The sequence below is a fragment of the Niallia tiangongensis genome (assembly GCF_044704065.1).
Classification (GTDB): Bacteria; Bacillota; Bacilli; order Bacillales; family Cytobacillaceae; genus Niallia; species Niallia tiangongensis.
Genome location: NZ_CP162613.1, coordinates 612,430 through 634,385 on the forward strand (window position 1 = coordinate 612,430; position 21,956 = coordinate 634,385).

Sequence of the window (21,956 nt, forward strand, 5' to 3'; positions counted from 1 at the left end):
CGTTATCATGTTATATTTACGGTATCAAAACATTTGGAGGGAAACATATGGGACAAGAAGCTTTAGGAATGATTGAAACGAGAGGTTTTGTTGCAGCGGTGGAAGGTGCTGACGCTATGGCGAAAGCAGCAAATGTACAGTTAGTAGGGTCAAAACAGATTGGTTCAGGGTTGGTGACTACTTTGGTTCGTGGTGACGTTGGTGCTGTAAAAGCAGCAGTAGATGCAGGTGTGAGTGCTGCCCGAAATGTTGGAGAAGTTGTTTCAACACATGTTATACCAAGACCACATGGCGATGTTGAAAAATTATTAGTCTAGATATGATTGAATAAAAAACATTGGAGGAGAAAAAATGACAAATATTTTAGAACAAGTTTTGGCAGAAGCACAAAAAAGAGTAAACCAACCAATAGAAGCTGAAGAAGGCGTAGTCACTTCCACTGGGAAAACAATAACAGAATTTGTTGGAACAGCAATGGGGGATACCATTGGACTTGTAATTGCAAACTTAGATTCACAACTACATCAATATTTAGGTATTGATGGAAAATATCGTTCAATAGGATTTCTAAGCGGTCGTACGGGTGGGGCGCCACATGTTATGGCTGCTGATGAAGCGGTGAAAGCTACAAATACGGAGATTGTAAAAATTGAAATGGCGCGTGATACAAAAGGTGGGGCTGGGCATGGTGCAACTATTATCTTTGCTGCCGAAGATGTTTCCGATGCTCGTCGTGCCGTTGAAATTACATTGGAAGCAATAGAACGTAATTTTGGGAATGTATATGCCAATGATGCCGGTCATATTGAATTACATTATACTGCTCGAGCCAGTCAAGCTTTAGAATTGGCTTTTACCGCACCAGTTGGGAAATCATTTGGAATTATTGTCGGTGCACCGGCAGCGATTGGGCTTGTGATGGCAGATACAGCTGTTAAAACAGCGAATGTCGATGTAGTGACATTTGCAAGCCCAGATAACGGTACGGCTCGTTCAAATGAGATCATCGTTTCGATTACGGGAGATTCAGGTGCTGTGAAACAAGCATTATTAAGTGCCCAAGATGTTGGGTTGGCTACGTTAGGGTCTATGGGAGAAACTCCAAAATCAGCATCCATTCCAACACTTATCTAAAAAATGAGGAGAATCAAAATATGAAGGAAGAAATTTCACAACAGCAATTGGCTCAAGTTGTTGAAGAACTTTTAAATCGAATCAGTGAGCCAAATAAGGAAACGGAATATTTGATACCAGTAGGAGTGTCGAATCGACATATTCATCTTTGTCAAGAAGATATTCACCAGCTTTTTGGTAGGGAATATAAATTGAATTTGTTGAAAGAATTGAAGCAGCCTGGGCAATATGCTGCTAAGGAAACTGTCACGATTGTCGGTACCAAAGGGGTTATTGAAAATGTCCGAGTATTGGGTCCAGCTCGCGGAAAATCTCAAGTAGAAATCTCGAAAACAGATGCTTTTAAACTTGGTGTTAAAGCTCCTGTGAATGAGTCGGGAGATTTAACAAATGCAGCAAGTGTCTGTGTAGTCGGACCAAAGGGGATTGTTCATTTACATCAAAATGTGATTATTGCAAAACGGCATCTTCATATGAGTCCTGCTGATGCTGTGAAGTTCAGTGTGGCAGATAAACAAAAGGTCGCTATAAAAGCATGTGGAGACCGGGAGACAATTTATCTTAATACGGTTGTTAGAGTACGGGAAGATTTTGTATTGGAATGCCATTTAGACATGGATGAGGCAAATGCAGCAGGCTTATCCAATCACAGCTTCGTAGAAATTATCGAAGCGGGGTGAGGTAAATGGAAGGAGAGTTAATCGGAAAAATAGTACGAATTCTCTCGCAACGAGAAGAAAAGCAAAAAGTTTTGGTACTTCTTTTTTGTAGCACACATAATCAAAAGGAAATCCATGAGCTTCTTAAAAAATATCGACAAGATTTTGATTATACCTTTTTATTTTCGGATAACTTGCAACAATTGGGTGTAGAGGAACAATGGCTAGATTTAGGAGAAAAAGCGGACGGTTATCGATTAATCGCTGAGAATGATTTGCAAAATTTCGACGGCGTTTTTGTGCCTTTTTTCACAAGGAATTCACTAGCTAAAATAGTCAATGGAATCTCAGATAATTTTACTCTTACAGTACTACAACACCTCTTTTTAATGAACAAGCCAATCTTAGTTTCCAGTCACTCGTTTAAGACGGATACAGATTATGCTATTTATCGCGAATTGGATCAAAATGAATTCATAAATCAGATGATTAATGCGCAAGAAGAAATGTTGAAAAAGATGGGAGCGAAAGTTGGAACTCTAATTGAATTTAAAACTTGTGTTGAAGAATTTGCTTCTAAAAAGATACAGTCTGATGATTCCACCAAAAAAGGAGAAAACCAAAATTTTCTTTTTAACGCCTCTTATCAGAAGTTCCAAAAGCAGGTAGATACTAGAGGAGAACTCTTAACTTTGAAGGATGTGCAGCAAAACCCTGATATGGCTCTTCGACAAGGAGTGAAATTCACGGATCTTGCAGCTGAATATTTAGACGAATATCAGAGGAGGAAATAAAAGAAATGTTAGAGTTTGATAAAGATTTACGTTCGATTCAAGAGACTCGGCGTGTAATAGAAGCAGCTAAAAAAGCGCAAAAAGAATTAGCAAAAATGACACAAGAGCAGATTAATAGAATTGTCGAAAAAATGTATCATCGAGCATATGAGCAAGCGGATTATTTAGCGAAGCTGGCTTACGAAGAAACTGGTTTTGGAAAAATTGAAGACAAAATAATCAAAAATAAGTTTGCTAGTCAAACAGTATATGAATCTATTAAAGATATGAAAACCATTGGTCTTTTAAAAGAAGATAAAGAACAAAAAGTTATAGAAGTAGCTGTTCCTATGGGCGTTGTTGCTGGATTGATTCCTTCTACCAATCCAACTTCTACGACAATCTATAAAGCTCTAATTGCTATTAAAGCTGGAAATGCCATCGTTTTTTCTCCTCATCCAGGAGCGAAAAAAGCTATTTTAGAAACGGTTAAGATTTTAAAGAGTGCCGCTTTAGAAGCTGGAGCGCCAGATGGTGTTGTCGGTACGTTGAGCATTTTAACGATGCAAGGGACATCTGAACTGATGAAACATCGTGATATTGCCATCATTTTAGCTACAGGAGGTGAAGCGATGGTCAGAGCTGCTTATAGTTCTGGGAATCCGGCAATTGGGGTAGGTCCAGGAAATGGCCCTGCATTTATCGAAAGAACAGCAGATATTCCTGATGCAGTTAGCAAAATTATTGATAGTAAGACTTTTGATAACGGTGTAATTTGTGCCTCTGAACAATCTATCGTTGTGGAACGGTTGATTGCTGACCAAGTAGTTTCAGAATTTAAGCGTCAGGGTGCTTATTTCTTATCATCAGAAGAAAGTGAAAAGCTTTCAGGATTGATTTTGCGAGCTAATGGAACAATGAATCCAGCAATTGTTGGGAAATCTGCAGTCAAATTGGCACAACTAGCTGGCTTTTATGTTCCAGAACAAACAACTGTGCTGATCTCCCAGCAAAAAACGGCTAATAAATCTAATCCTTATGCAAGAGAAAAACTATGCCCAATCCTAGCTTTTTATGTGGAAGAAGATTGGTTATCAGCATGCGACCGCTGTATTGAATTACTAGAAGTAGAAGGAAAGGGACATACATTATGTATACATTCTAAAGACGATGCAGTAATTCGTGAATTTGCATTAAGAAAGCCAGTATCTAGAATGCTAATCAATGCTCCAGGTGCACTAGGAGGAATCGGTGGTGCAACAAACATAGCACCAGCCTTAACATTAGGTTGTGGAGCTGTTGGGGGAAGTTCAACTTCTGACAATATTACACCGATGAATTTAGTTAATATTCGTAAAGCTGCTTATGGTGTCCGCTCATTAGCGGAAATTCGTCAAAGTTATGGAGAGACGGTTTCGTCAAACTCAAGTGAGATCACAAGTGTTCCAGCTGATATGTCGGATACGCAAGTAAGAGAATTAATCCAGTTAGCTATCGCGAAATTACAAACTAACTGAAGGAAGTGAAAAAATGACAGATTTTTCAATCCGTACAAAAATTATATTTGATATACCATTACAGGTGTTTTTTTCCACATTGGATAGTCGTAGTGTTTTTATCGTAGCAGATCCGATGATGGAAAAATTGGGTTTTACCAAAAAAATCACGGATACTCTTAGTCAAAAAAAGATTGCCTATGAGGTGTTTAGTGAAGTCACGCCAGATCCGAAAGTTGAGGTGATAGCAAAAGGATTGGGTAAAATGAATTCTTTTAAGCCAACACATCTAGTCGCAATCGGAGGTGGTTCAGCGATTGATACAGCTAAAGGGATGGTTTTGAGCAATTACAAACTATTTTCTGACTATCAAAAACCGACATTCGTAGCTATTCCGTCTACTAGCGGCACAGGAAGTGAAGTGACTTCTTTCACTGTTATTACAAATGGAGAGGACAAAAAGCCATTTGTTGAGGAAGCGCTTATTCCTGATATTGCTATTCTAGACGTAGATCTAGTAAAAAGCGTACCGCCAAAAGTCAGTGCTGACACGGGAATGGATGTTTTGACACATGCTTTAGAAGCGTATGTTTCTACAAACGCTTCCACATTTACCGATGCTTTAGCTGAAAAAACGGTGAAATTAGTATTTGAAAATCTGCCAAAGATTTATCAAAACCCTAATGATTTGGTTGCTCGTGATTTGATGCATAAAGCATCGACATTGGCAGGAATGGCTTTTACAAATGCTAGTCTAGGAATCAATCACAGTTTGGCTCACGCCATCGGAGGAACATTTCACTTGCCCCATGGTCGCATTAATGCCGTATTGATGGCAGGTGTTGTTGAATATAACGCAAAAAATCAGTGTGCAGCTGAAAAATATCAGCAAATGGCGAAAGAATTAGGTTTACCGGCTGAAACGGCAGAGATGGGAGTTAAGCATTTGATAATGGCTATCCGTTATTTAAATAAAGCCTTGGGGATTGCCGATCATTTTGAAGAAGTTGGGATTGTATCGGCAGAATATATCAATCGAAAAGATCAAATCATAACGCTTGCATTAGCTGATGCTTGTACTGCTACCAATCCACGGACACCAGATTCTCAGTCACTAGGGGAACTATATTTATCATTCTTTAAAAATTAGGAGAAAATTTATGAAAAAAAAACTATTTGGAGAGTGTATTGCTGAAGCTTTAGGTACCTTTCTGTTTGTTTTGATTGGAATTGGTGCGGTAGCAGTGTTGGTTGCGACTGAAACGACTGTTTCTTATTGGGAACTGGCCATTGTATGGGGATTAGCTGTCTCTTTAGGCATCTTTATTGCTGCATTCGGATCAGGCGCTCATATTAATCCTGCAGTGACCATTTCATTGTTCTTTTGGGGGAAATTCCCACGTAATAAGGTTATTCCTTACATCTTAGCACAGATTTTTGGTGGTTTTGGTGCAGCGGCAGTTGCCTACGGATTGTTCCGCAGTAGTATTATAGCTTTTGAATACACCAATGATGTTGTTAGGGGAACGGAAAGCGGCCAGGCAACCTCAGGTATCTTTGCAACTTTGCCAGGATCAAATGTCAGTCTATTAAACGGATTCTTTGTTGAGTTTGTTATCACATTAATTTTGATGCTGGTTATCTACAGTGTGACAGATTCTGACAATGAAGGAGCACCAAGTGGTGGTTTGGCAGCAATTGTGATTGGCTTGACAGTAGCTGTATGTGGTCTTAGTTTTGGAACCTTGACAGGGTTTGCCATGAATCCAGCTCGTGATTTTGGTCCACGATTGTTCACGATGATTGCTGGATGGGGAACGGAGGCACTAGGTCCCCATGCGTACGGACTGATCGTTCCAATCTTTGGTCCAATTTTAGGAGCTATTGCTGCTGGATTTATCTATTTCAAATTAATCAAAGCATATTATCCAAAAGCATAATTTATAAATATATAGGGAGGAAATAAATATGGTTCAAGTTAGTCCACGTATTGAAAAATTAATCGAACATCTCTATGCATCTGATCCCCGCGTTGAGGCAGAGCGGGCAGTATTAATTACAGAATCTTATCAACAAACAGAAAGTCAGCCGATTATTATTCGTCGTGCAAAAGCACTACAGCATATTTTAGAAAACATGAAGATAGTGATTCGTCCTGATGAGTTGATCGTTGGAAATTTAACAACGACTCCTCGCGGAACGCAAATTTTCCCTGAATTTTCCAATCAATGGTTGGAAGATGAATTTGATCGTATCGAAAAACGTACAGGAGATGTCTTCTTAATCGATCAGTCGACAAAAGAAGCTTTATCCGAAACCTTTAAATATTGGAAAGGAAAAACTACCAATGAATTGGCAACGGAATTGATGGCGCCAGAGACAATTAAAGCAATGGATGCAGGGGTCTTCACAGTTGGCAACTATTTTTTCAATGGGGTAGGGCATATCTCAGTAGACTACAAAAAAGTATTGAAAATTGGTTTAAAAGGAATCAAAGAAGAAGCACGAATCGCGCTTGATGGACTTGACCTAGGGGATCCCAATGCTATCGAAAAAAGTCATTTCTTAGAAGCTGTAATTATTTCCGTTGATGCTGTTATCACTTATGGAAAACGCTTAGCACAAAAAGCAGTTGAAGAAGCAGTGGTAGCAACAGACACCAACCGAAAAGAAGAATTGAATACATTGGCTCAGCTCTTGAAACGTGTACCGGAAAATCCAGCTGAATCTTTTTATGAAGCGTTGCAGTCATTTTGGATTATTCAAGCGGTAATTCAAATTGAATCAAACGGTCATTCTATTTCACCGATGCGTTTTGATCAGTATGTTTATCCTTTTTATAAAAAGGATGTGGAAGGAGGTTTGCTTTCTGAGGATAAAGCACAAGAATTATTGGATTGTTTATGGGTGAAATTCAATGATGTCAACAAGATTCGTGATGAAGCTTCAACCAAAGCATTCGGTGGCTATCCGATGTTCCAAAACTTGATTGTTGGTGGACAAGACAAACGAGGTTTGGATGCAACAAACCTGTTGTCATATGCCTGTTTAGAAGCAAGTGCCCATACAAAATTACCGCAACCGTCTATTTCAATTCGTGTTTGGAACCGAACACCGGACTCTTTGCTTCATAAAGCGGGAGAAGTTTCACGTTTAGGTTTGGGAATGCCAGCGTATTACAGTGATGAGGTAATTATTCCGTCATTGGAAAACCGCGGCATTTGTTTAGAGGATGCGCGGGACTATGGCATTATCGGATGCGTTGAACCACAGGTCGGTGGTAAAACAGAAGGGTGGCATGATGCGGCATTTTTTAATATTCCAAAGGTTTTAGAGATTACCTTGAACAATGGGTATGTAGATGGAAAAGTGATTGGTCTACATACGGGAACGGTAGAATCTTTTGCCACATTTGAACAACTGGAATCTGCCTTTAAAGAACAGATGACTTATTTCGTGAATCTGTTGGTAAATGCTGATAATGCTGTAGACGTAGCCCATGGTACCCGTACACCGTTGCCATTTTTATCTTCAATGGTCGAAAATTGTATCGATAAAGGTAAGTCTTTACAAGAAGGAGGTGCAAAATATAACTTCACTGGTCCTCAAGGTGTTGGAATTGCCAATACTGGTGATGCATTATTAGCGATTAAGAAATTAGTCTTTGATCAAAAAGAATTGTCATTAGTTGAATTAAAGCAGGCATTAGATACAAACTTTGGCAGAGGTTCGCTAACACCAACATCAGCACCAGAACCAGTACAGGAGTCAAATTCCCTTGATCTTACGAAACTATCAAGTGAAAAATTAGTAGAATTATTGCAAGGATTATTAGCAAATGATAGTAATAATTCAGCTGTTGCAACAAAACCAACTACTACAGCTAATGTCTCCAAAGATGGTGAATATATTCGGAGCTTATTGCTTAACGGTGCGCCGAAATTTGGAAATGACATTGATGAAATAGATTACCTTGTGCGTGAAGTTGCCTTAGTATATTGCGAAGAAGTTCAAAAATACAAAAACCCTCGCGGTGGTACGTTCCAACCAGGATTGTATCCAGTATCAGCAAATGTATCGCTTGGCCTGAATACGAAAGCGTCAGCAGACGGCCGTTATGAAGGTGAACCATTGGCGGATGGAGTATCGCCTACATCTGGTCGGGACGTAAGTGGACCAACAGCGGTATTAAACTCTGTAGCAAAATTAGATCATCATATTGCTTCTAACGGAACGTTACTCAATCAAAAGTTCCATCCATCTGCTATTTCTGGTGAACAAGGTTTACGGAATTTGGGTTCTCTTGTCCGAGGATATTTTGATCAAAAGGGAATGCATGTCCAATTTAATGTAATCAGCAGAGATATTTTATTAGATGCTCAGAAAAATCCTGAAAAATACAAGAATTTGGTAGTTCGTGTCGCTGGCTATAGTGCTCACTTTGTATCATTGGATAAATCTATCCAAGAAGACATTATTTCTCGGACAGAACAAAACTTTTAATTAGGAGGCAATCATGGAACAAACCGTGGAAAAAAAAGCCATGATATTTGATATTCAGCGTTTTTCTGTACATGATGGCCCGGGAATTCGTACGATTATTTTTTTCAAAGGTTGTCCTTTGAATTGCACTTGGTGTTGCAACCCGGAAAGTCAGAACTATAACAAACAGTTAATGCTGGTAAGGGATAATTGTATCGATTGTCGTCGCTGTGAAACGGTCTGTCCGTATGATGCGATTTCCTTTAACCCAACCATCGAGATTGATCGAAATAAATGTGTGAATTGTGGAGCTTGCAGTGAAGTTTGTTTCAGTAAAGCATTAACGATGGTTGGTCGAAAGATGACTATAAGTGAGTTGATAGAGGAATTAAAAAAAGATGCTGTTCATTATCGCAAATCAAATGGTGGAATCACCTTATCTGGCGGAGAAGCATTGGCCCAACCAGAAGCTGCTAAAGAATTGTTAAAAGCTTCTCAAGAACAGGGCTGGCATACTGCGATTGAATCTACCGGTTATGCGACAGAAAAAGTATTGCGCTCTATCTTACCTCATCTGGATTTGTTTTTACTGGACATTAAACATATTAACAGCATAAAGCATCGCAAGTATGTAGGTAAATCCAATGAACTGATTTTAAAATCGGCAAAAATTATTGCTGAATATCCTGGAACGGAACTTGCAATCCGAGTTCCAGTAGTGCCAGGATTCAATGATCATCCAGAAGAAATCGCTGAAATTGCATTGATTGCAAAAGAATTACGGGCAACTAAACTTTATTTGTTGCCCTATCATCCATATGGGGCTAACAAATATGGGAATTTGGGAAGACAGTATCAAAATGTAGACACACCAACCCCTACGCAACACCAAATAGAAGTTTTAAAAGAGCTGGTAGAGAATCTTGGTGTTGCTTGTCAAATTGGCGGATAAAAAGGAGTGAATAAAATGGAAAAAGTGATGAGCGGTAATGAAACAGCAGCTTATATATCCTATGCTTTCACGGAAATCGCTAGCCTTTTTCCCATCACGCCATCTTCTCCAATGGCAGAAAAAGTCGAACAATGGTCTAGTGAGGGGCAAGTAAATTTATTTGGTACTACCGTACAAACGATTCAAATGGAATCAGAAACGGGTTCTGCTGGCGTATTACACGGGGTGTTGAAATCCGGTGCTTTAGCAACAACCTATACATGCTCGCAAGGCCTGCTATTAATGATTCCAGCGTTATACAAAATGGCAGGAGAACTTCTGCCTGGTGTATTACACGTTTCTGCCCGCACAGTAGCTACGAGTGGATTAAGTATTTACGGTGATCATAGCGATGTAATGGCTGTTAGACAGACGGGAACGGTCATGTTGGCCTCAGGCAATGTTCAAGAAGTCGGCCTTTTTGCTGCCGTAGCACATATGGCTGCAGTAGCGTTACGCTTACCAGTACTGCACTTTTTTGACGGTTTTGAAACAAGTCACGAAGTTCGTAAAATCCAGGTACCAAGTTATCAAGCATTAAGAAAAGTTTATAATGAGCAGGGATTAGTAGATTTTCGGAACGATTGTTTATCTAATTTCAATCCGAAGATTACTGGAGGATCTTTTATGCCGGATCTTTTTTTCCAGCAGCGAGAGAGTATTAATGGATTGTATGATCAAGCTGAAACGGTTATTGAATCCCTTATTCAGCAACTGAATCCACTGTTTGGCATTCTCAGCTCATCGGTTGAATATTTTGGGACAAGGGATGCCGAAAGAATAATAGTAATAATGGGGTCTGCTCAGGAAACGGTCAAAGCCGTTGTGGAATCATTGCATCAGAAAGGAGAAAAAGTCGGATTGTTAGTCATTCATGTATACCGACCTTTTCCAAAGAAAATCTTTTTAGAACGATTGCCAGAGAAAGTAAAAGAGATCTGTGTGATGGACCGTACAAAAGAGCCAGGGGCAAGCGGTGAACCACTTTTACTAGATGTTCAGCACGTATGCACCCAAGCAGATCGGCCAGTTCGAATTATCGGTTGCCGTTATGGAATCGGTGGGAAAGATGTTACACCGGAGCAAATTAGAGGCATTTTTAAAAATATGGCTACTTGGCCAAGAGAAAAAAGCGGCGTGATTGGAATTACCGATGATGCAACTTGTTTAACTATTCCACAAGAGGAGATAGAAGATCCTTTTGCTGGGACGGAAATTATAGCCTTCGGGTTTGGATCCGATGGTAGCACCAGTGGAATTAGAGAAATAACCAAGGTAATTGGGCACCTAACTGATTATGATGTGCAAAATATAGTTCACTATTCGCCAGTAAAAAGTAGGAATTTGACGGTTTCGACTTTACGAATTCATTCTAAATCAATTAAAGCTGCATATCCTGTCAAAAGCGGCGATGTTGTTATGGTTACGCAATCTAGTTATTTAAATCGTATTGAGCTTATTTCTTCTATTAAGCAAAAAGGGAAATTATTGGTGAATTACAGCGGTGATTCGAATATGTTAAAGAAAACAATTTCCAATGAATCACTTGCTCTCCTACAAGAAAAAGCGGCGGAAATTTATTTGATTCCTGCCAGTAACTTGGCTAGAAAATACGAATTAGGTCCGAAGATTAATTGTTTAATGATGACAGCTTTTTTAAAATTGACAGATTATATTCCATTTGATGAAGGACTAGCTTACTATAAGCAGCTTTTGAAAAGAAATGAATTTATGAAAAATGTTGATTACTGCTACGCAACTTATCAAGCGATGGAGGACATATTAAATCAAATTAAGCAATTCAAATGGACTGCTGAAAAAGTTACTCCTCAGAAAAAAGAGTTGGTGTATTCAGATATTACTCGAAAACCTTATCACTATTTTTTGAATGAAGTGACAACAAAAGAGATGGTAGATAACCACTTACAAGGAGGAGATTTTTCTCCGTTAACTCAGCCGGGAAAACAATTTGTAGAATCTCAAGGAATTCCATGTTGGCAAAAGGATCAGTGCATTGGCTGTAAGAAATGCCAAATAATTTGCCCACATAATGCGATTCATATTAGTACTTCACAAATAAAACAGGGAGAAAAAGAATTCGAGCTTATAATTGATCCGGATCGTTGTACTGGTTGCCATCTTTGTGTGGATACCTGTCCTGTTCAAGGAAAAGCTCTTCACTTGATTAATTGTTCACCGGTAGAATTGAAGGAAAAACGCAATGCGTTTCGATTGAAAAAGGAGCAGATAGTGAAAACAGAATCTGATTATTTTGATCCTCGCGGAGCTTGTGCTGGATGTGGAGAGACGCCTTATCTTCATATGTTGACGGAACTATTCGGTGAACGATTAAATCTGGTGAATGCTACCGGATGTAGTTCTATCTGGGGGGGGAGTGTTCCATTTTCTGCTTATAAAAAAAATGAAAAAGGTCATGGACCAACATGGTCTAGCTCCTTATTTGAAAACAATAGTGCTTTTGGGTTAGGCATTCATGCGGGATATCAAAAAATCCGTGAAGAAAGTTATCAACTTTTAAAAAGTATTATCAAAGATGAAAATACTCCACTAAATGTAAGAAATCTTTGTCAGGAGGTCATGAAAGATAAGGGTTACCATATCGATTTGATTGAGGAACTGATGTCAGCTATCTCTGATACATTGGATCCGGCTTTACAGCAATTGCAAGCTCAACGACAATTTCTACTGAAGCGTTCGCAATGGCTTGTAGGTGGGGATGGATGGGCCTATGATATTGATTTTAATGGGATCGATCATTTGATATCTCGTAATGAAAATGTAAATATTTTAATACTAGACAATGGGGGATATGCCAATACTGGCGGACAAGCATCCAAAAGTTCCGGTAAAGGGACCAAAATGAAATTCGCTTCCGCTGGAAATCCACTGGCAAGAAAAGACTTGAGTCTTTTTGCCATGATGTATGAACATGCATATGTTGCCCAAGTGTCCATCTTTGCAGATCCTTATCAGACGCAAAAGACTATTAAAGAAGCAGAAAGGTATGAAGGCGTTTCTATCATTTTTGCTTATAGTCATTGTGTGATTCATAAAACAGAAGTATCTGGAATTGAGAATAGCCGTGCAGCTGTCAATAGTGGTTATTGGCCATTATTTCGATATCGACCACATAAGAAAAAGCGTTTTGTTAGAGATCATTGTACTTTTTCAGAAGAAGCGCTAAACAAATACTTAGCAGGTGATCCACGTTTTGAGATTATTCGTCATTCTGATTTGAAAGCTGAATTACTTTTAGAAATCATGAAAAGAAATCGAAATTATTTGATTTTAGAACAATTGGTAAATGAAGCGGAGGTGAATTAGATGAAAGCATCATTGGGGATGATTGAAGTTAAAGGATTTGTTTTAGCTCTTGAAATTGCTGATATTATGAGTAAGACTGCCGCTGTACAGACAGAGGATCTAAAGATTACTCGTGGCAGTGGCTGGGTGACCGTATGCGTATATGGTAACGTTGGTGCAGTGACTGCCGCTGTTTCAGCTGGAAAACAGCAGGCGGTATTGAAAAGAGGACTGATTTCTGCTCGAGTTATTGCAAGGCCGATTGATAATATCTTTGGTAAAAAGAACGATATTATTTTAAAAGACACTAAGGTTCATAAAAGTAAAGAAAGTATAGAAAAAGAACAGTCTGAACCTCCGAAGGTAAAAGGAATAACAGCGACCACAGAAAATGAGACACAAGTTCCAGCAAAGGCGGGAAGAGCAGAATCCGTAACAGAAAATAAAACCTCATCAGATGAAAAGTCAAATAAAACAGAAGCCTCTGTATCGGGGTCTTTAGAAAAAGCACCTAAGGAATCTGATAAACGAAAACGCAAACCACGGACAAGTGCTATACAAAAGAACACGTCAGCACCAAAAAAAGGGGGACAAGTAAATGAATGATGCATTAGGAATGATCGAAACAAAAGGGTATATCGCATCGGTGGAAGCAGCTGATGCGATGGTAAAATCAGCGAACGTTGAATTAGTGGGCTATAAACAAATTGGATCAGGATTGGTAACGGTATTGGTTCGAGGAGATGTGGGGGCAGTTAAATCGGCAACAGAAGCTGGAGCAGCAGCTGCAAATAATATCGGAGAAGTAGTCTCCGTGCATGTGATTCCACGTCCGCATACAGATGTTGAAAAAATCTTACCTGCATGGAGGGAAATGAAAGATGAATGATGCATTGGGAATGGTTGAAACAAAAGGATATATCGCATCGGTGGAAGCAGCTGACGCAATGGTAAAATCAGCAAACGTTCGATTAATTGGCTACAAACAAATTGGATCAGGATTGGTAACGGTATTAGTACGAGGAGATGTGGGGGCAGTTAAATCGGCAACAGAAGCAGGTGAAGCTGCAGCAAATAATGTTGGAGAAGTGGTATCCGTGCATGTAATTCCGCGTCCACATACGGATGTTGAAAAAATCTTGCCAGTTAATGGTTGAGATTTGCTGAAGATTTATCTTCAGTAGTGCCATCAAATAGTGAATCATTGATGGCACTCCTAAAGATAAATCAAAAAGGAGGAATCATTAGGTGTCCAAAATAACAGGTGATCAGCTTTTAGAAGCTGTATATCGACAAGAGATCGAGCAAAAAAAGAATATGACAAAAGATAAAATAAAAGTGGGAGTAGATCTGGGAACGTCCTCTATCGTTATAGTAGTATTGAATGAAGAGAATCTGCCTTTAGCTTGTTTTTCCGAAGATGCCCAAGTCGTGCGTGATGGACTAGTAGTCAATTTTTTTGAAGCATCCAAAATCCTAGAAAGATTGAAATACAAGGCAGAAGAATTGGTGGGGAGGGATCTACTGTTTGCTAGTGGCGCCATTCCTCCACAAACTGGGGAACATAGCCAAAAAGCTGTTGCACACGTGATGGAAGCAGCGGGATTTGAAGTCGATCAGGTTGTAGATGAGCCATATGCAGCTGCCCAAGTATTAGAGGTTCATAATGGTGGTGTTGTCGATATCGGTGGAGGTACTACTGGAATCAGTGTGTTTGAAGGTGGCGAGCAAGTTTTTTCAGCTGATGAAGCAACAGGTGGATATCATATGTCGTTAGTATTGTCTGGATATTATAAAATATCTTTAGAAGATGCAGAAAAACACAAACGGAACCCTCAAAAATATGAAGAGCATTTTCAAGTTTTATATCCAGTTGCCGAAAAAATGGCACATCTCTCCCAACGATTTATTCAACAATATGGTAAACCTGTTGAACTTGTCTATCTTGTCGGAGGAACGACTGTTTTTCCTCAATTTAAAGATGTTTTTCAAAAAGTGTTGGGTATTCCAGTTTACCAGCCGTTTCATCCACGATTGGTAACACCAGTTGGAATCGCAATGTTAAGTAAAGAATTTTAAAGGAGATTATAAAGTATGCATATTGGAAAAGTAGTAGGGAATGTGGTCTCCACGAAAAAAGAAGAAACTCTAACAGGATTCAAATTAATGATAGTTGAACTTATTAATCATAAGAATGAAGGGATTCACAAGGAACTGGTTGCAGTAGATTTAGTGGGAGCTGGGCGTGGGGAATATGTTCTAGTGGCTACAGGAAGTTCCGCACGAGTAGCAAGTGGACAAAAGGATGCACCAATTGATGCTACCATTGTCGGAATTGTGGATACGTTTGAATAATAATAATAATAATAGGAATAGGAGACTAGAAATATGTCAATCTACCAAATTACATCTGAGTCTGTTACAGAAGGGCATCCGGATAAAATCTGTGACCAAATTTCTGATGCCATTTTAGATGCTTATCTGACACAAGACCCATTTTCCCATGTGGCGGTGGAGTGTATGATTTCTCAACGATTACTGGTTATCGCGGGCGAAGTAAAAAGTAATGCAATAGTGGACGTAGAAAAAATCGCCCGGGAAACCTTAGTGAAAATCGGCTATATTAGTGACGAAATCGGAATTGATGCCCATAATTGTTATGTAATCCAAAATATTCATCAACAATCACCTGACATCACACAAGGTGTTCTTAAAGAAAGCACTGAAATTGGAGCGGGAGATCAAGGAATCATTTTTGGCTATGCTTGTAAAGAAACGGATCAATTGATGCCTCTGCCGATTACATTGGCTCACCAGTTAACGAAAAAGTTGACTGAATTAAGAAAAGACGGTATTTTATCTTATTTATTACCAGATGGAAAATCGCAGGTAACGGTGGAATATACAGAAGATGGACATCCTTTACGGGTAACGGATATCATCGTTTCTACACAACACAGAGCAAATATCTCTACCCAGCAATTACAATCAGATCTATTGGTAAACCTGATCAAACCTGTTATTCCGTCTTCTTTATTAAATGAGCAAACGAAGATACTGATTAATCCAACGGGAAGATTTGTTACAGGTGGACCAAAAGGAGATGTTGGCTTAACTGGTCGGAAGATAATTGTTGATACATATGGCGGACTAATTCCGCATGGAGGCGGGGCGTTCTCAGGGAAAGATGGCACCAAACTAGATCGTTCTGGGGCATATATGGCTCGTTACGCTGCTAAAAATATTGTCGCAGCAGATTTAGCAGATCGCTGCCAAATCTCTGTTTCTTATGCGATAGGAATCGCAAAGCCAGTGTCATACTATATCAACACTTATGGAACAGAAAAGATTCCATTGGAATATCTATATGCTGCGGTTACAACAATATTTGATTTTACACCGAAAGGAATTATCGAAAAGTTAGAGTTACGAAAGCCCATTTTTTCTGATACTAGTACGTATGGACATTTTAAAAATAATCAGTATCCTTGGGAAAAGATTAATCAAGTAGAGTTATTAAAGGAGTTAAGGAAAGTTGTTATTTAATTGTACTAGAAGTTTAGAAGTTTAGTGCCAGGAACCATAAAAGGAAAGTTGTTCATTTATCAAGGACAAGGGGAACAGGTTCCCTGGCAGATTCTTTCTCGGAAATAGAAAAACACTTCCCATCCAAACCCTGATTTTACTTTAAGTAATCAGAAAAATCTGAAAAATGATGGGGTATTAAGGGAGGGGGGCTTTTTTTGTAACTAAAGAATGTATTGTTCGCTACATCCTCTAGAGTATATATTGGCTATATTTCTGAAAAAAATTTGACAAAAAGTCTAATTAGACTATAATATTTTAAAAGTCATTAGTCTAATTAGACTAAACGTAAAGTAGAAGCTTTGATTACAAAGATAGTCTACTAAAATTATTGTTTCAAACAACCATACTATTAAAGAATTAATCAGATGCTGAATTTAAAAAGTATGGAAGGCAATGATTAAAATATTACTAAAAGAAAGGATGCAAAAAAATGATTAAATCGTTTTTAATGATAGGACAGTCAAATATGGCGGGACGAGGATTTATCCATGAAGTTCCTCCGATTTATAATGAGAGAATACAAATGTTGCGTAATGGAAGATGGCAAATGATGACGGAGCCTGTCAATTATGATCGTCCTGTTTCAGGAATTAGTATGGTTGGTTCCTTTGCAGAAGCATGGAGTCGCGAAAATCAAGATGATAGGATTGGCCTCATTCCTTGTGCGGAAGGTGGAAGCACACTGGATGAATGGGCTATCGATCAACCGCTTTTTCGACATGCAATTACCGAAGCTAAATTTGCGATGGAGAATAGTGAGTTAACAGGAATTCTATGGCACCAAGGAGAAAGCGATAGTATGAATGGGAATTACAAAGTCTATTATAATAAATTATTTTCCATTGTTGAGGCTCTTAGAGTGGAGTTAAATGCTCCGGATCTTCCTTTTATTATTGGTGGTTTAGGAGATTTTCTAGGCAAAAAGGGATTTGGGAAATATTCTACTGAATATAGCTTCATTAATCAAGAGCTGCAAAAATTTGCTTTTGCACAAGACAATTGCTATTTTGTCACTGCAGAAGGCTTAACTTCTAATCCTGATGGTATTCATATTGATGCAATTTCTCAAAGAAAATTTGGTTTACGATATTTTGAAGCCTTTTCTAAAAAACAACATGTATTGGAACCATTAAATAATGAAAAGGATTTGATTAATCTTATTCATGATAGAGCAAATACCAAATCAGAAAAGATATATAGGAAGACGCTAGAATTAGCGGTAGGGAAAATTTCATATGATGAATTTGAATCTCAGCTCATACAAATCAACAAGAAGTAAACGATAAAAGGATGGAATAACTATTCGCATACTTTTACGGAAGAATAAAAGAAGGTGTTTTTTTGATACCATTACTCATTTTAGGCTTATTAAAACAAAAACAAGGTTCTTACGGATACGAATTATTGGCACTAATGGAGGAGAGGCACTATAAATATATAGTGAATTTTACTAAGGGATCCTTCTATTATAATCTTCAACAATTAGAAGAAAAACAATATATAAAAAAAGTTGACCAATTAGATAATACGAGAGAGAAGCGTAATTATATTATCACAGAACTAGGTGATAAAGAATTTGAAAAATTGATGTTTAAGTATGGTTCTAAGACAGATTATATAAACTTATCTTTTTATGCAGCAATGTTATTTGCAGATGAATATAAAAAAGAGGAACTAACAAAACTAATAAACATACAAATCGAACAAACGCAAAAGAAAATTTTTTTATTAGAACAAACGCTTCAGCATAATGAAACAATTCCTACTTATTTCAAAAAGATGTTGGAAAATTCACGTTCCCATCATTTGGTAAATGTTCAATGGTTTGAAGGTTTGCTAAAAGATATAGGTAAGGAAAATTAAGTTAAGAGGTATTGAATTAAAGAGGGAGATTGTTTCATAGTATACAAGCAAATTCTGTTAAAGGGTTTTGCGGTAAAGATAATAAGGCTGAGACATAAGGATTCCACTTAACATTAAACACCAACGATCATATATATATTGCATTATTTTTCGTGTTTTAATCTTGGAAAATGTTTCAGTAAGTCTGTTGTTATAACCCGCAGCCTGAATACACTTCGCTTTCCATGGGGCGAACAGTGAGCCTCCTCGGCTTTGCCTGTGGGGTCTCACCTTTCTCGCTAATCCCATAGGGAGTCTACGTGTATTCAGGCTGCTCCGTCTTTCCCATTAAGGGAATTAAGCTATTACCCGTTATTCATAAAATTTTGTTTTTCCAAGTAATTCAGTACAGTTTGTGAAAATTCGTGATGAGATTCTTCCGTATACTTCGCAATTGTGTAAATTTGAGCAAGATTTTTTAATCCTAATTGTTCTGTCATTTCTTTAAGTCGAGGGACATCCATATAGCGATTCCAGCCTTTTTCATCACGTTCTTTATAGATATCAAGAATCTCTTGATCCGAATAATCTTGATATGTATCATAGTGAACAAGTCCATGTTTTGGAAGCCGATCACGTGGGGCTGGATTTTCTGCTGGATATCCTAAAGAATAACCTACAACAGGTACAACATTCTCTGGTAAATTTAGTAGTTTGCCGATTTGATCACAATTTGCAAGTGTTGATCCCATATAACAAATGCCTAGACCAGCATTTTCTGCTGCTAAAGCACAATTTTGTGATACTAATGTTGCATCAATTGCCCCTATCATAAAGCTCATATAATTATCAAAATGTACAGGAGCATCATTAAGCTCAAGCCATTTTCTCATTCGATTGAAATCAGCACAAAATGTAAGTAAGACAGGTGCATCCACAACCATGGATTGATCCATATGTGCACTGTATAATTGGTTTTTAAGCTCCTTATCCTTCGTAACGATAATCGAATAAGATTGCATATTCCCACTGGATGAAGCACGAATTCCAGCTTCTAATATTTGATCCAATAGCTCTTGACTAACTTCCTTATCTTCGTATTGTCGTATCGATCTATGCCCGTGTATAACATCTTTTAATTCCAAACGATCACTCCTCATTCATTTTTGCATACTCGCTATACTATATCTTTCAATTTTTCCCCCTAGAATTCCTCTTGAAATGTAAACTATTTAGTCCAGCGTATAAAGTAGATTCGAAATAAACAAAAAATTATGACATAATTGTCATTTCTTTTGGGGGCTTAATCAATAAAATGGTATCCTTTAGCTAATGGATAGTTGAAAAAATTTTATTAGAAGAAGGGGAACAAAGCATGACACAAATTTCAATTGAAAAACCAAAACCAGAACAGGCGAAAGCGATTCATAGAATTTGCTCAACTGGTTGGCGGCAAACGGTAGAAGGAAAGCTTAGTGAAGAATGTCAGAAGCAAACGGTTGAATTTTGGTACCAGCTTGATCGAATTGAAAAGGATATGGAGAATGGGAGTTATTCCTATGTTGCACTACTTGATTCTGAAGTAGTTGGCGTAATTGGAGGAGGAATAACGGACGAAAATGTCTCTGAGGTATTCGTTCTTTATATAGATGAAAAATACCGCTATCAAGGGATTGGAACACTACTACTTGAAGCATTGACTAAAGATCAGGTAGCGCTTGGTGCAATAAGGCAGTGGGTTTCTGTACAAGAGGGAAATCACAGAGGAATCCCGTTTTATGAAGCAAGAGGCTTTATTTTTCAAGAGAAAAAGATAACAGCTACAGAAACAGGAGAAGAGCAGGTATCTTTACGATATGCTAGAGCTATTGCTTAAGTAATCATTCTGTGTTTTTAAGAGTAGGGAGTGTGTAGAGTGAATTTAGGAGAACCATTAGCTAGTGGAAATACAGCAAAGATTTATTTAAATGATAATAAAATTTTCAAAATATATAAAGACTATCTTCCATCTACAGAATCGGCAATGGAGGCATCGAAACAAAGATTTGCTCATTCTTGTGGTTTACCTGTTCCGAAAGTTATAGACATAAACAAAATGGACAATAATCAAGTTTTAATAATGGAATACATAAAAGGAAAAACTTTAGGAGATTTATTGTTTGAGAATCCTGAGAAGGCAGAATATTATATGAGCAAGTCCATCGATATCCAACAACAAATTCATCATTATGAAGGGAAGAATCTTCCACCAATCTCGGCAAAGTGGCGCAGCCAAGTGGAAGGCTCGCATATTCTAGAGGGTAAAATAAAATCAATCATTTTAGCTAAATTGAAGGGAATGCCAAATGAGAAAAGACTCTGCCATGGGGATTTTCACCTTTATAATCTCGTACAAGCCGATGACAAAGTATGGATAATCGATTGGGTAGATGCAGGAACAGGAGATGTTTGTGCAGATATATGTAGAACCTATCTCCTTTATCTGGAAAATCATCAGGAACTTGCTGATTTATATTTGGATTTATATTGCAGCAAAACCGTTTATACAAAAGCTGTGATACTAGAATGGATGCCTATCGTTGCAGCCTCACGATTAAGCGAAAATGTTTCTCCGGATAACAAGGACAAGCTTTTGAAGATTATTAATCGTTTTTTATAAAAATGGAAATGAAACTTAATCCATTTTCATACGTAATTATATAGGAAGATACACAAATTAAAGAAGTATTGTTGGATTCACGTCGGGAAACTTTCACGAAAGGTATAATATCTAAGAATAAGGAGTGATTGGGTATGGAAAGTAAAGGCTGTGTGAAATGCGGTGGAACAGAAGTAGGAACAAAAGACGTAGCAATGTCAGGAACAGGCTTATCAAAGCTAATGGATATTCAGCATAATACATTTACTGTTGTCTTCTGCAAGAAATGTGGGTATTCAGAGTTTTATAATAAACAAACATCAAAAGCGTCTAATATTTTAGATTTATTTTTAGGATAGGGTAGCCTGTTCTAATTTGATGAAAATATAAACCTAATAATGATGCGTAGAGACCATTCTCTGTTGGTCTCTTTATTTTGTCTAGAAATTTGAAAATGAAAACATGGCAAGCCTTAAAGGGAATAATTATAATAAATATATATTAATAAAAATTTAAACTTAGTGAGTGAAAATGAAACAGCTAAATGGAAAATTCAAAGGCAATGAGAGAAAAAATTACATAGTTACTGCCTTGTTTATGGCGGCATTAGGACTTTTCTCCAGAAGATTTAGTAATCTGCTTCCGGATTTTATTGGTGAACATGCAGGAGACATATTTTGGGCAATGATGGTATATTTTGGTTTTCGTTTTTTCTTAGTTGGAAAAAAAATCCTTCTGGCAGTGATGTGCAGTATCCTGTTTAGCTTTGGAATAGAATTCAGTCAATTATATCAAGCAGATTGGATAAATGAGCTCAGAAATTCAATATTGGGTGCGCTGATATTAGGAAGAGGATTCCTTTTCATTGATCTAGTCCGCTATTTATCAGGGATAGCGATAGCTTGTCTAGTGGACAAATTATTAATTTGCGGAAAAAATGATAGATAAGCTGGAGTCCATTTTCTTTATAAATGAGAATACTCTTGCAAAGTCATGATAGGATTAAACTTACTTAATATAATAATGCAT

The 21,956-nt window shown here is 37.9% G+C and carries 23 protein-coding genes; 22 read left to right on the forward strand and 1 reads right to left on the reverse strand.

Features of this window, described 5'->3' with window-relative positions; all coding sequences use genetic code 11:
• Window positions 1-47 precede the first annotated feature (47 nt).
• The 18 genes from AB3U99_RS03065 (at window position 48) to AB3U99_RS03150 (ending at window position 18,310) form a co-directional block, all read left to right on the forward strand.
• Complete coding sequence (locus AB3U99_RS03065) at window positions 48-317, forward strand: BMC domain-containing protein (protein ID WP_349204701.1); 270 nt, start codon at window positions 48-50, stop codon at window positions 315-317.
• Window positions 318-351: 34 nt separating this feature from the next.
• Complete coding sequence (gene pduB, locus AB3U99_RS03070; protein ID WP_349204702.1) at window positions 352-1,134, forward strand: propanediol utilization microcompartment protein PduB; 783 nt, start codon at window positions 352-354, stop codon at window positions 1,132-1,134.
• Between the two features lie 20 nt (window positions 1,135-1,154).
• A complete protein-coding gene (locus tag AB3U99_RS03075; protein ID WP_349204703.1) occupies window positions 1,155-1,814 on the forward strand; it encodes a phosphate propanoyltransferase in 660 nt (219 codons plus the stop codon).
• Between the two features lie 5 nt (window positions 1,815-1,819).
• The gene (locus AB3U99_RS03080; RefSeq protein WP_400245333.1) at window positions 1,820-2,587 is read left to right on the forward strand and encodes a hypothetical protein; all 768 of its coding nucleotides are present in this window, start codon (window positions 1,820-1,822) and stop codon (window positions 2,585-2,587) included.
• A gap of 5 nt (window positions 2,588-2,592) precedes the next feature.
• Window positions 2,593-4,083 carry an acetaldehyde dehydrogenase (acetylating) gene (locus AB3U99_RS03085; RefSeq protein WP_349204705.1) on the forward strand — a complete coding sequence of 497 codons (1,491 nt, stop codon included), beginning with the start codon at window positions 2,593-2,595 and terminating at the stop codon, window positions 4,081-4,083.
• A 13-nt stretch (window positions 4,084-4,096) separates the two neighbouring features.
• Window positions 4,097-5,212: a 1-propanol dehydrogenase PduQ gene (locus AB3U99_RS03090; protein ID WP_400245335.1), complete on the forward strand. Its 1,116-nt coding sequence runs from the start codon at window positions 4,097-4,099 to the stop codon at window positions 5,210-5,212.
• Between the two features lie 10 nt (window positions 5,213-5,222).
• Window positions 5,223-6,002 (forward strand): MIP/aquaporin family protein, encoded by a 780-nt coding sequence (locus AB3U99_RS03095; RefSeq protein WP_400245337.1) that lies wholly within the window; start codon window positions 5,223-5,225, stop codon window positions 6,000-6,002.
• 28 nt (window positions 6,003-6,030) lie between these two features.
• The gene (locus tag AB3U99_RS03100; protein ID WP_400245340.1) at window positions 6,031-8,565 is read left to right on the forward strand and encodes a glycyl radical protein; all 2,535 of its coding nucleotides are present in this window, start codon (window positions 6,031-6,033) and stop codon (window positions 8,563-8,565) included.
• Between the two features lie 13 nt (window positions 8,566-8,578).
• A complete protein-coding gene (locus AB3U99_RS03105) occupies window positions 8,579-9,496 on the forward strand; it encodes a glycyl-radical enzyme activating protein (RefSeq protein ID WP_400245342.1) in 918 nt (305 codons plus the stop codon).
• 15 nt (window positions 9,497-9,511) lie between these two features.
• Window positions 9,512-12,880 carry a pyruvate:ferredoxin (flavodoxin) oxidoreductase gene (nifJ, locus tag AB3U99_RS03110; protein WP_400245344.1) on the forward strand — a complete coding sequence of 1,123 codons (3,369 nt, stop codon included), beginning with the start codon at window positions 9,512-9,514 and terminating at the stop codon, window positions 12,878-12,880.
• Window positions 12,881-13,465: a BMC domain-containing protein gene (locus tag AB3U99_RS03115; RefSeq protein WP_400245346.1), complete on the forward strand. Its 585-nt coding sequence runs from the start codon at window positions 12,881-12,883 to the stop codon at window positions 13,463-13,465.
• The gene (gene pduA / locus AB3U99_RS03120; protein WP_349204716.1) at window positions 13,458-13,748 is read left to right on the forward strand and encodes a propanediol utilization microcompartment protein PduA; all 291 of its coding nucleotides are present in this window, start codon (window positions 13,458-13,460) and stop codon (window positions 13,746-13,748) included. Before AB3U99_RS03115 ends, pduA (AB3U99_RS03120) begins: the two co-directional genes overlap by 8 nt.
• On the forward strand, window positions 13,741-14,016 hold the full coding sequence (gene pduA, locus AB3U99_RS03125) for a propanediol utilization microcompartment protein PduA (protein ID WP_349204717.1): 276 nt from the start codon (window positions 13,741-13,743) through the stop codon (window positions 14,014-14,016). Before pduA (AB3U99_RS03120) ends, pduA (AB3U99_RS03125) begins: the two co-directional genes overlap by 8 nt.
• Before the next feature lie 91 nt (window positions 14,017-14,107).
• Window positions 14,108-14,938, forward strand: coding sequence for an ethanolamine utilization protein EutJ (gene eutJ, locus AB3U99_RS03130; protein WP_349204718.1), 831 nt, complete (start codon window positions 14,108-14,110; stop codon window positions 14,936-14,938).
• Between the two features lie 15 nt (window positions 14,939-14,953).
• Entirely contained in the window at window positions 14,954-15,214 is a 261-nt protein-coding gene (locus AB3U99_RS03135; protein ID WP_349204719.1) for a EutN/CcmL family microcompartment protein, read from the forward strand.
• A 33-nt stretch (window positions 15,215-15,247) separates the two neighbouring features.
• Window positions 15,248-16,405 carry a methionine adenosyltransferase gene (gene metK, locus AB3U99_RS03140; protein WP_349204721.1) on the forward strand — a complete coding sequence of 386 codons (1,158 nt, stop codon included), beginning with the start codon at window positions 15,248-15,250 and terminating at the stop codon, window positions 16,403-16,405.
• Window positions 16,406-16,877: 472 nt separating this feature from the next.
• Window positions 16,878-17,726 (forward strand): sialate O-acetylesterase, encoded by an 849-nt coding sequence (locus tag AB3U99_RS03145; RefSeq protein WP_400245350.1) that lies wholly within the window; start codon window positions 16,878-16,880, stop codon window positions 17,724-17,726.
• 62 nt (window positions 17,727-17,788) lie between these two features.
• Complete coding sequence (locus AB3U99_RS03150; protein ID WP_400245352.1) at window positions 17,789-18,310, forward strand: PadR family transcriptional regulator; 522 nt, start codon at window positions 17,789-17,791, stop codon at window positions 18,308-18,310.
• 344 nt (window positions 18,311-18,654) lie between these two features.
• Here the strand turns inward: AB3U99_RS03150 and AB3U99_RS03155 are convergent, their stop codons facing one another.
• Complete coding sequence (locus AB3U99_RS03155) at window positions 18,655-19,434, reverse strand: nitroreductase family protein (RefSeq protein WP_400245354.1); 780 nt, start codon at window positions 19,432-19,434, stop codon at window positions 18,655-18,657.
• Between the two features lie 230 nt (window positions 19,435-19,664).
• Between AB3U99_RS03155 and AB3U99_RS03160 the strand changes: the two genes are divergently transcribed.
• From AB3U99_RS03160 to AB3U99_RS03175, 4 genes are all read left to right on the forward strand, one after another.
• Window positions 19,665-20,165, forward strand: coding sequence for a GNAT family N-acetyltransferase (locus tag AB3U99_RS03160; protein ID WP_400245357.1), 501 nt, complete (start codon window positions 19,665-19,667; stop codon window positions 20,163-20,165).
• A gap of 39 nt (window positions 20,166-20,204) precedes the next feature.
• Window positions 20,205-20,948, forward strand: a complete 744-nt coding sequence (locus tag AB3U99_RS03165; RefSeq protein ID WP_400245359.1) for a phosphotransferase family protein — start codon at window positions 20,205-20,207, stop codon at window positions 20,946-20,948.
• Window positions 20,949-21,082: 134 nt separating this feature from the next.
• Window positions 21,083-21,286 carry a zinc ribbon domain-containing protein gene (locus AB3U99_RS03170; protein ID WP_312096035.1) on the forward strand — a complete coding sequence of 68 codons (204 nt, stop codon included), beginning with the start codon at window positions 21,083-21,085 and terminating at the stop codon, window positions 21,284-21,286.
• A 172-nt stretch (window positions 21,287-21,458) separates the two neighbouring features.
• Window positions 21,459-21,875, forward strand: a complete 417-nt coding sequence (locus AB3U99_RS03175) for a DUF2809 domain-containing protein (RefSeq protein WP_400245361.1) — start codon at window positions 21,459-21,461, stop codon at window positions 21,873-21,875.
• Window positions 21,876-21,956 lie beyond the last annotated feature (81 nt).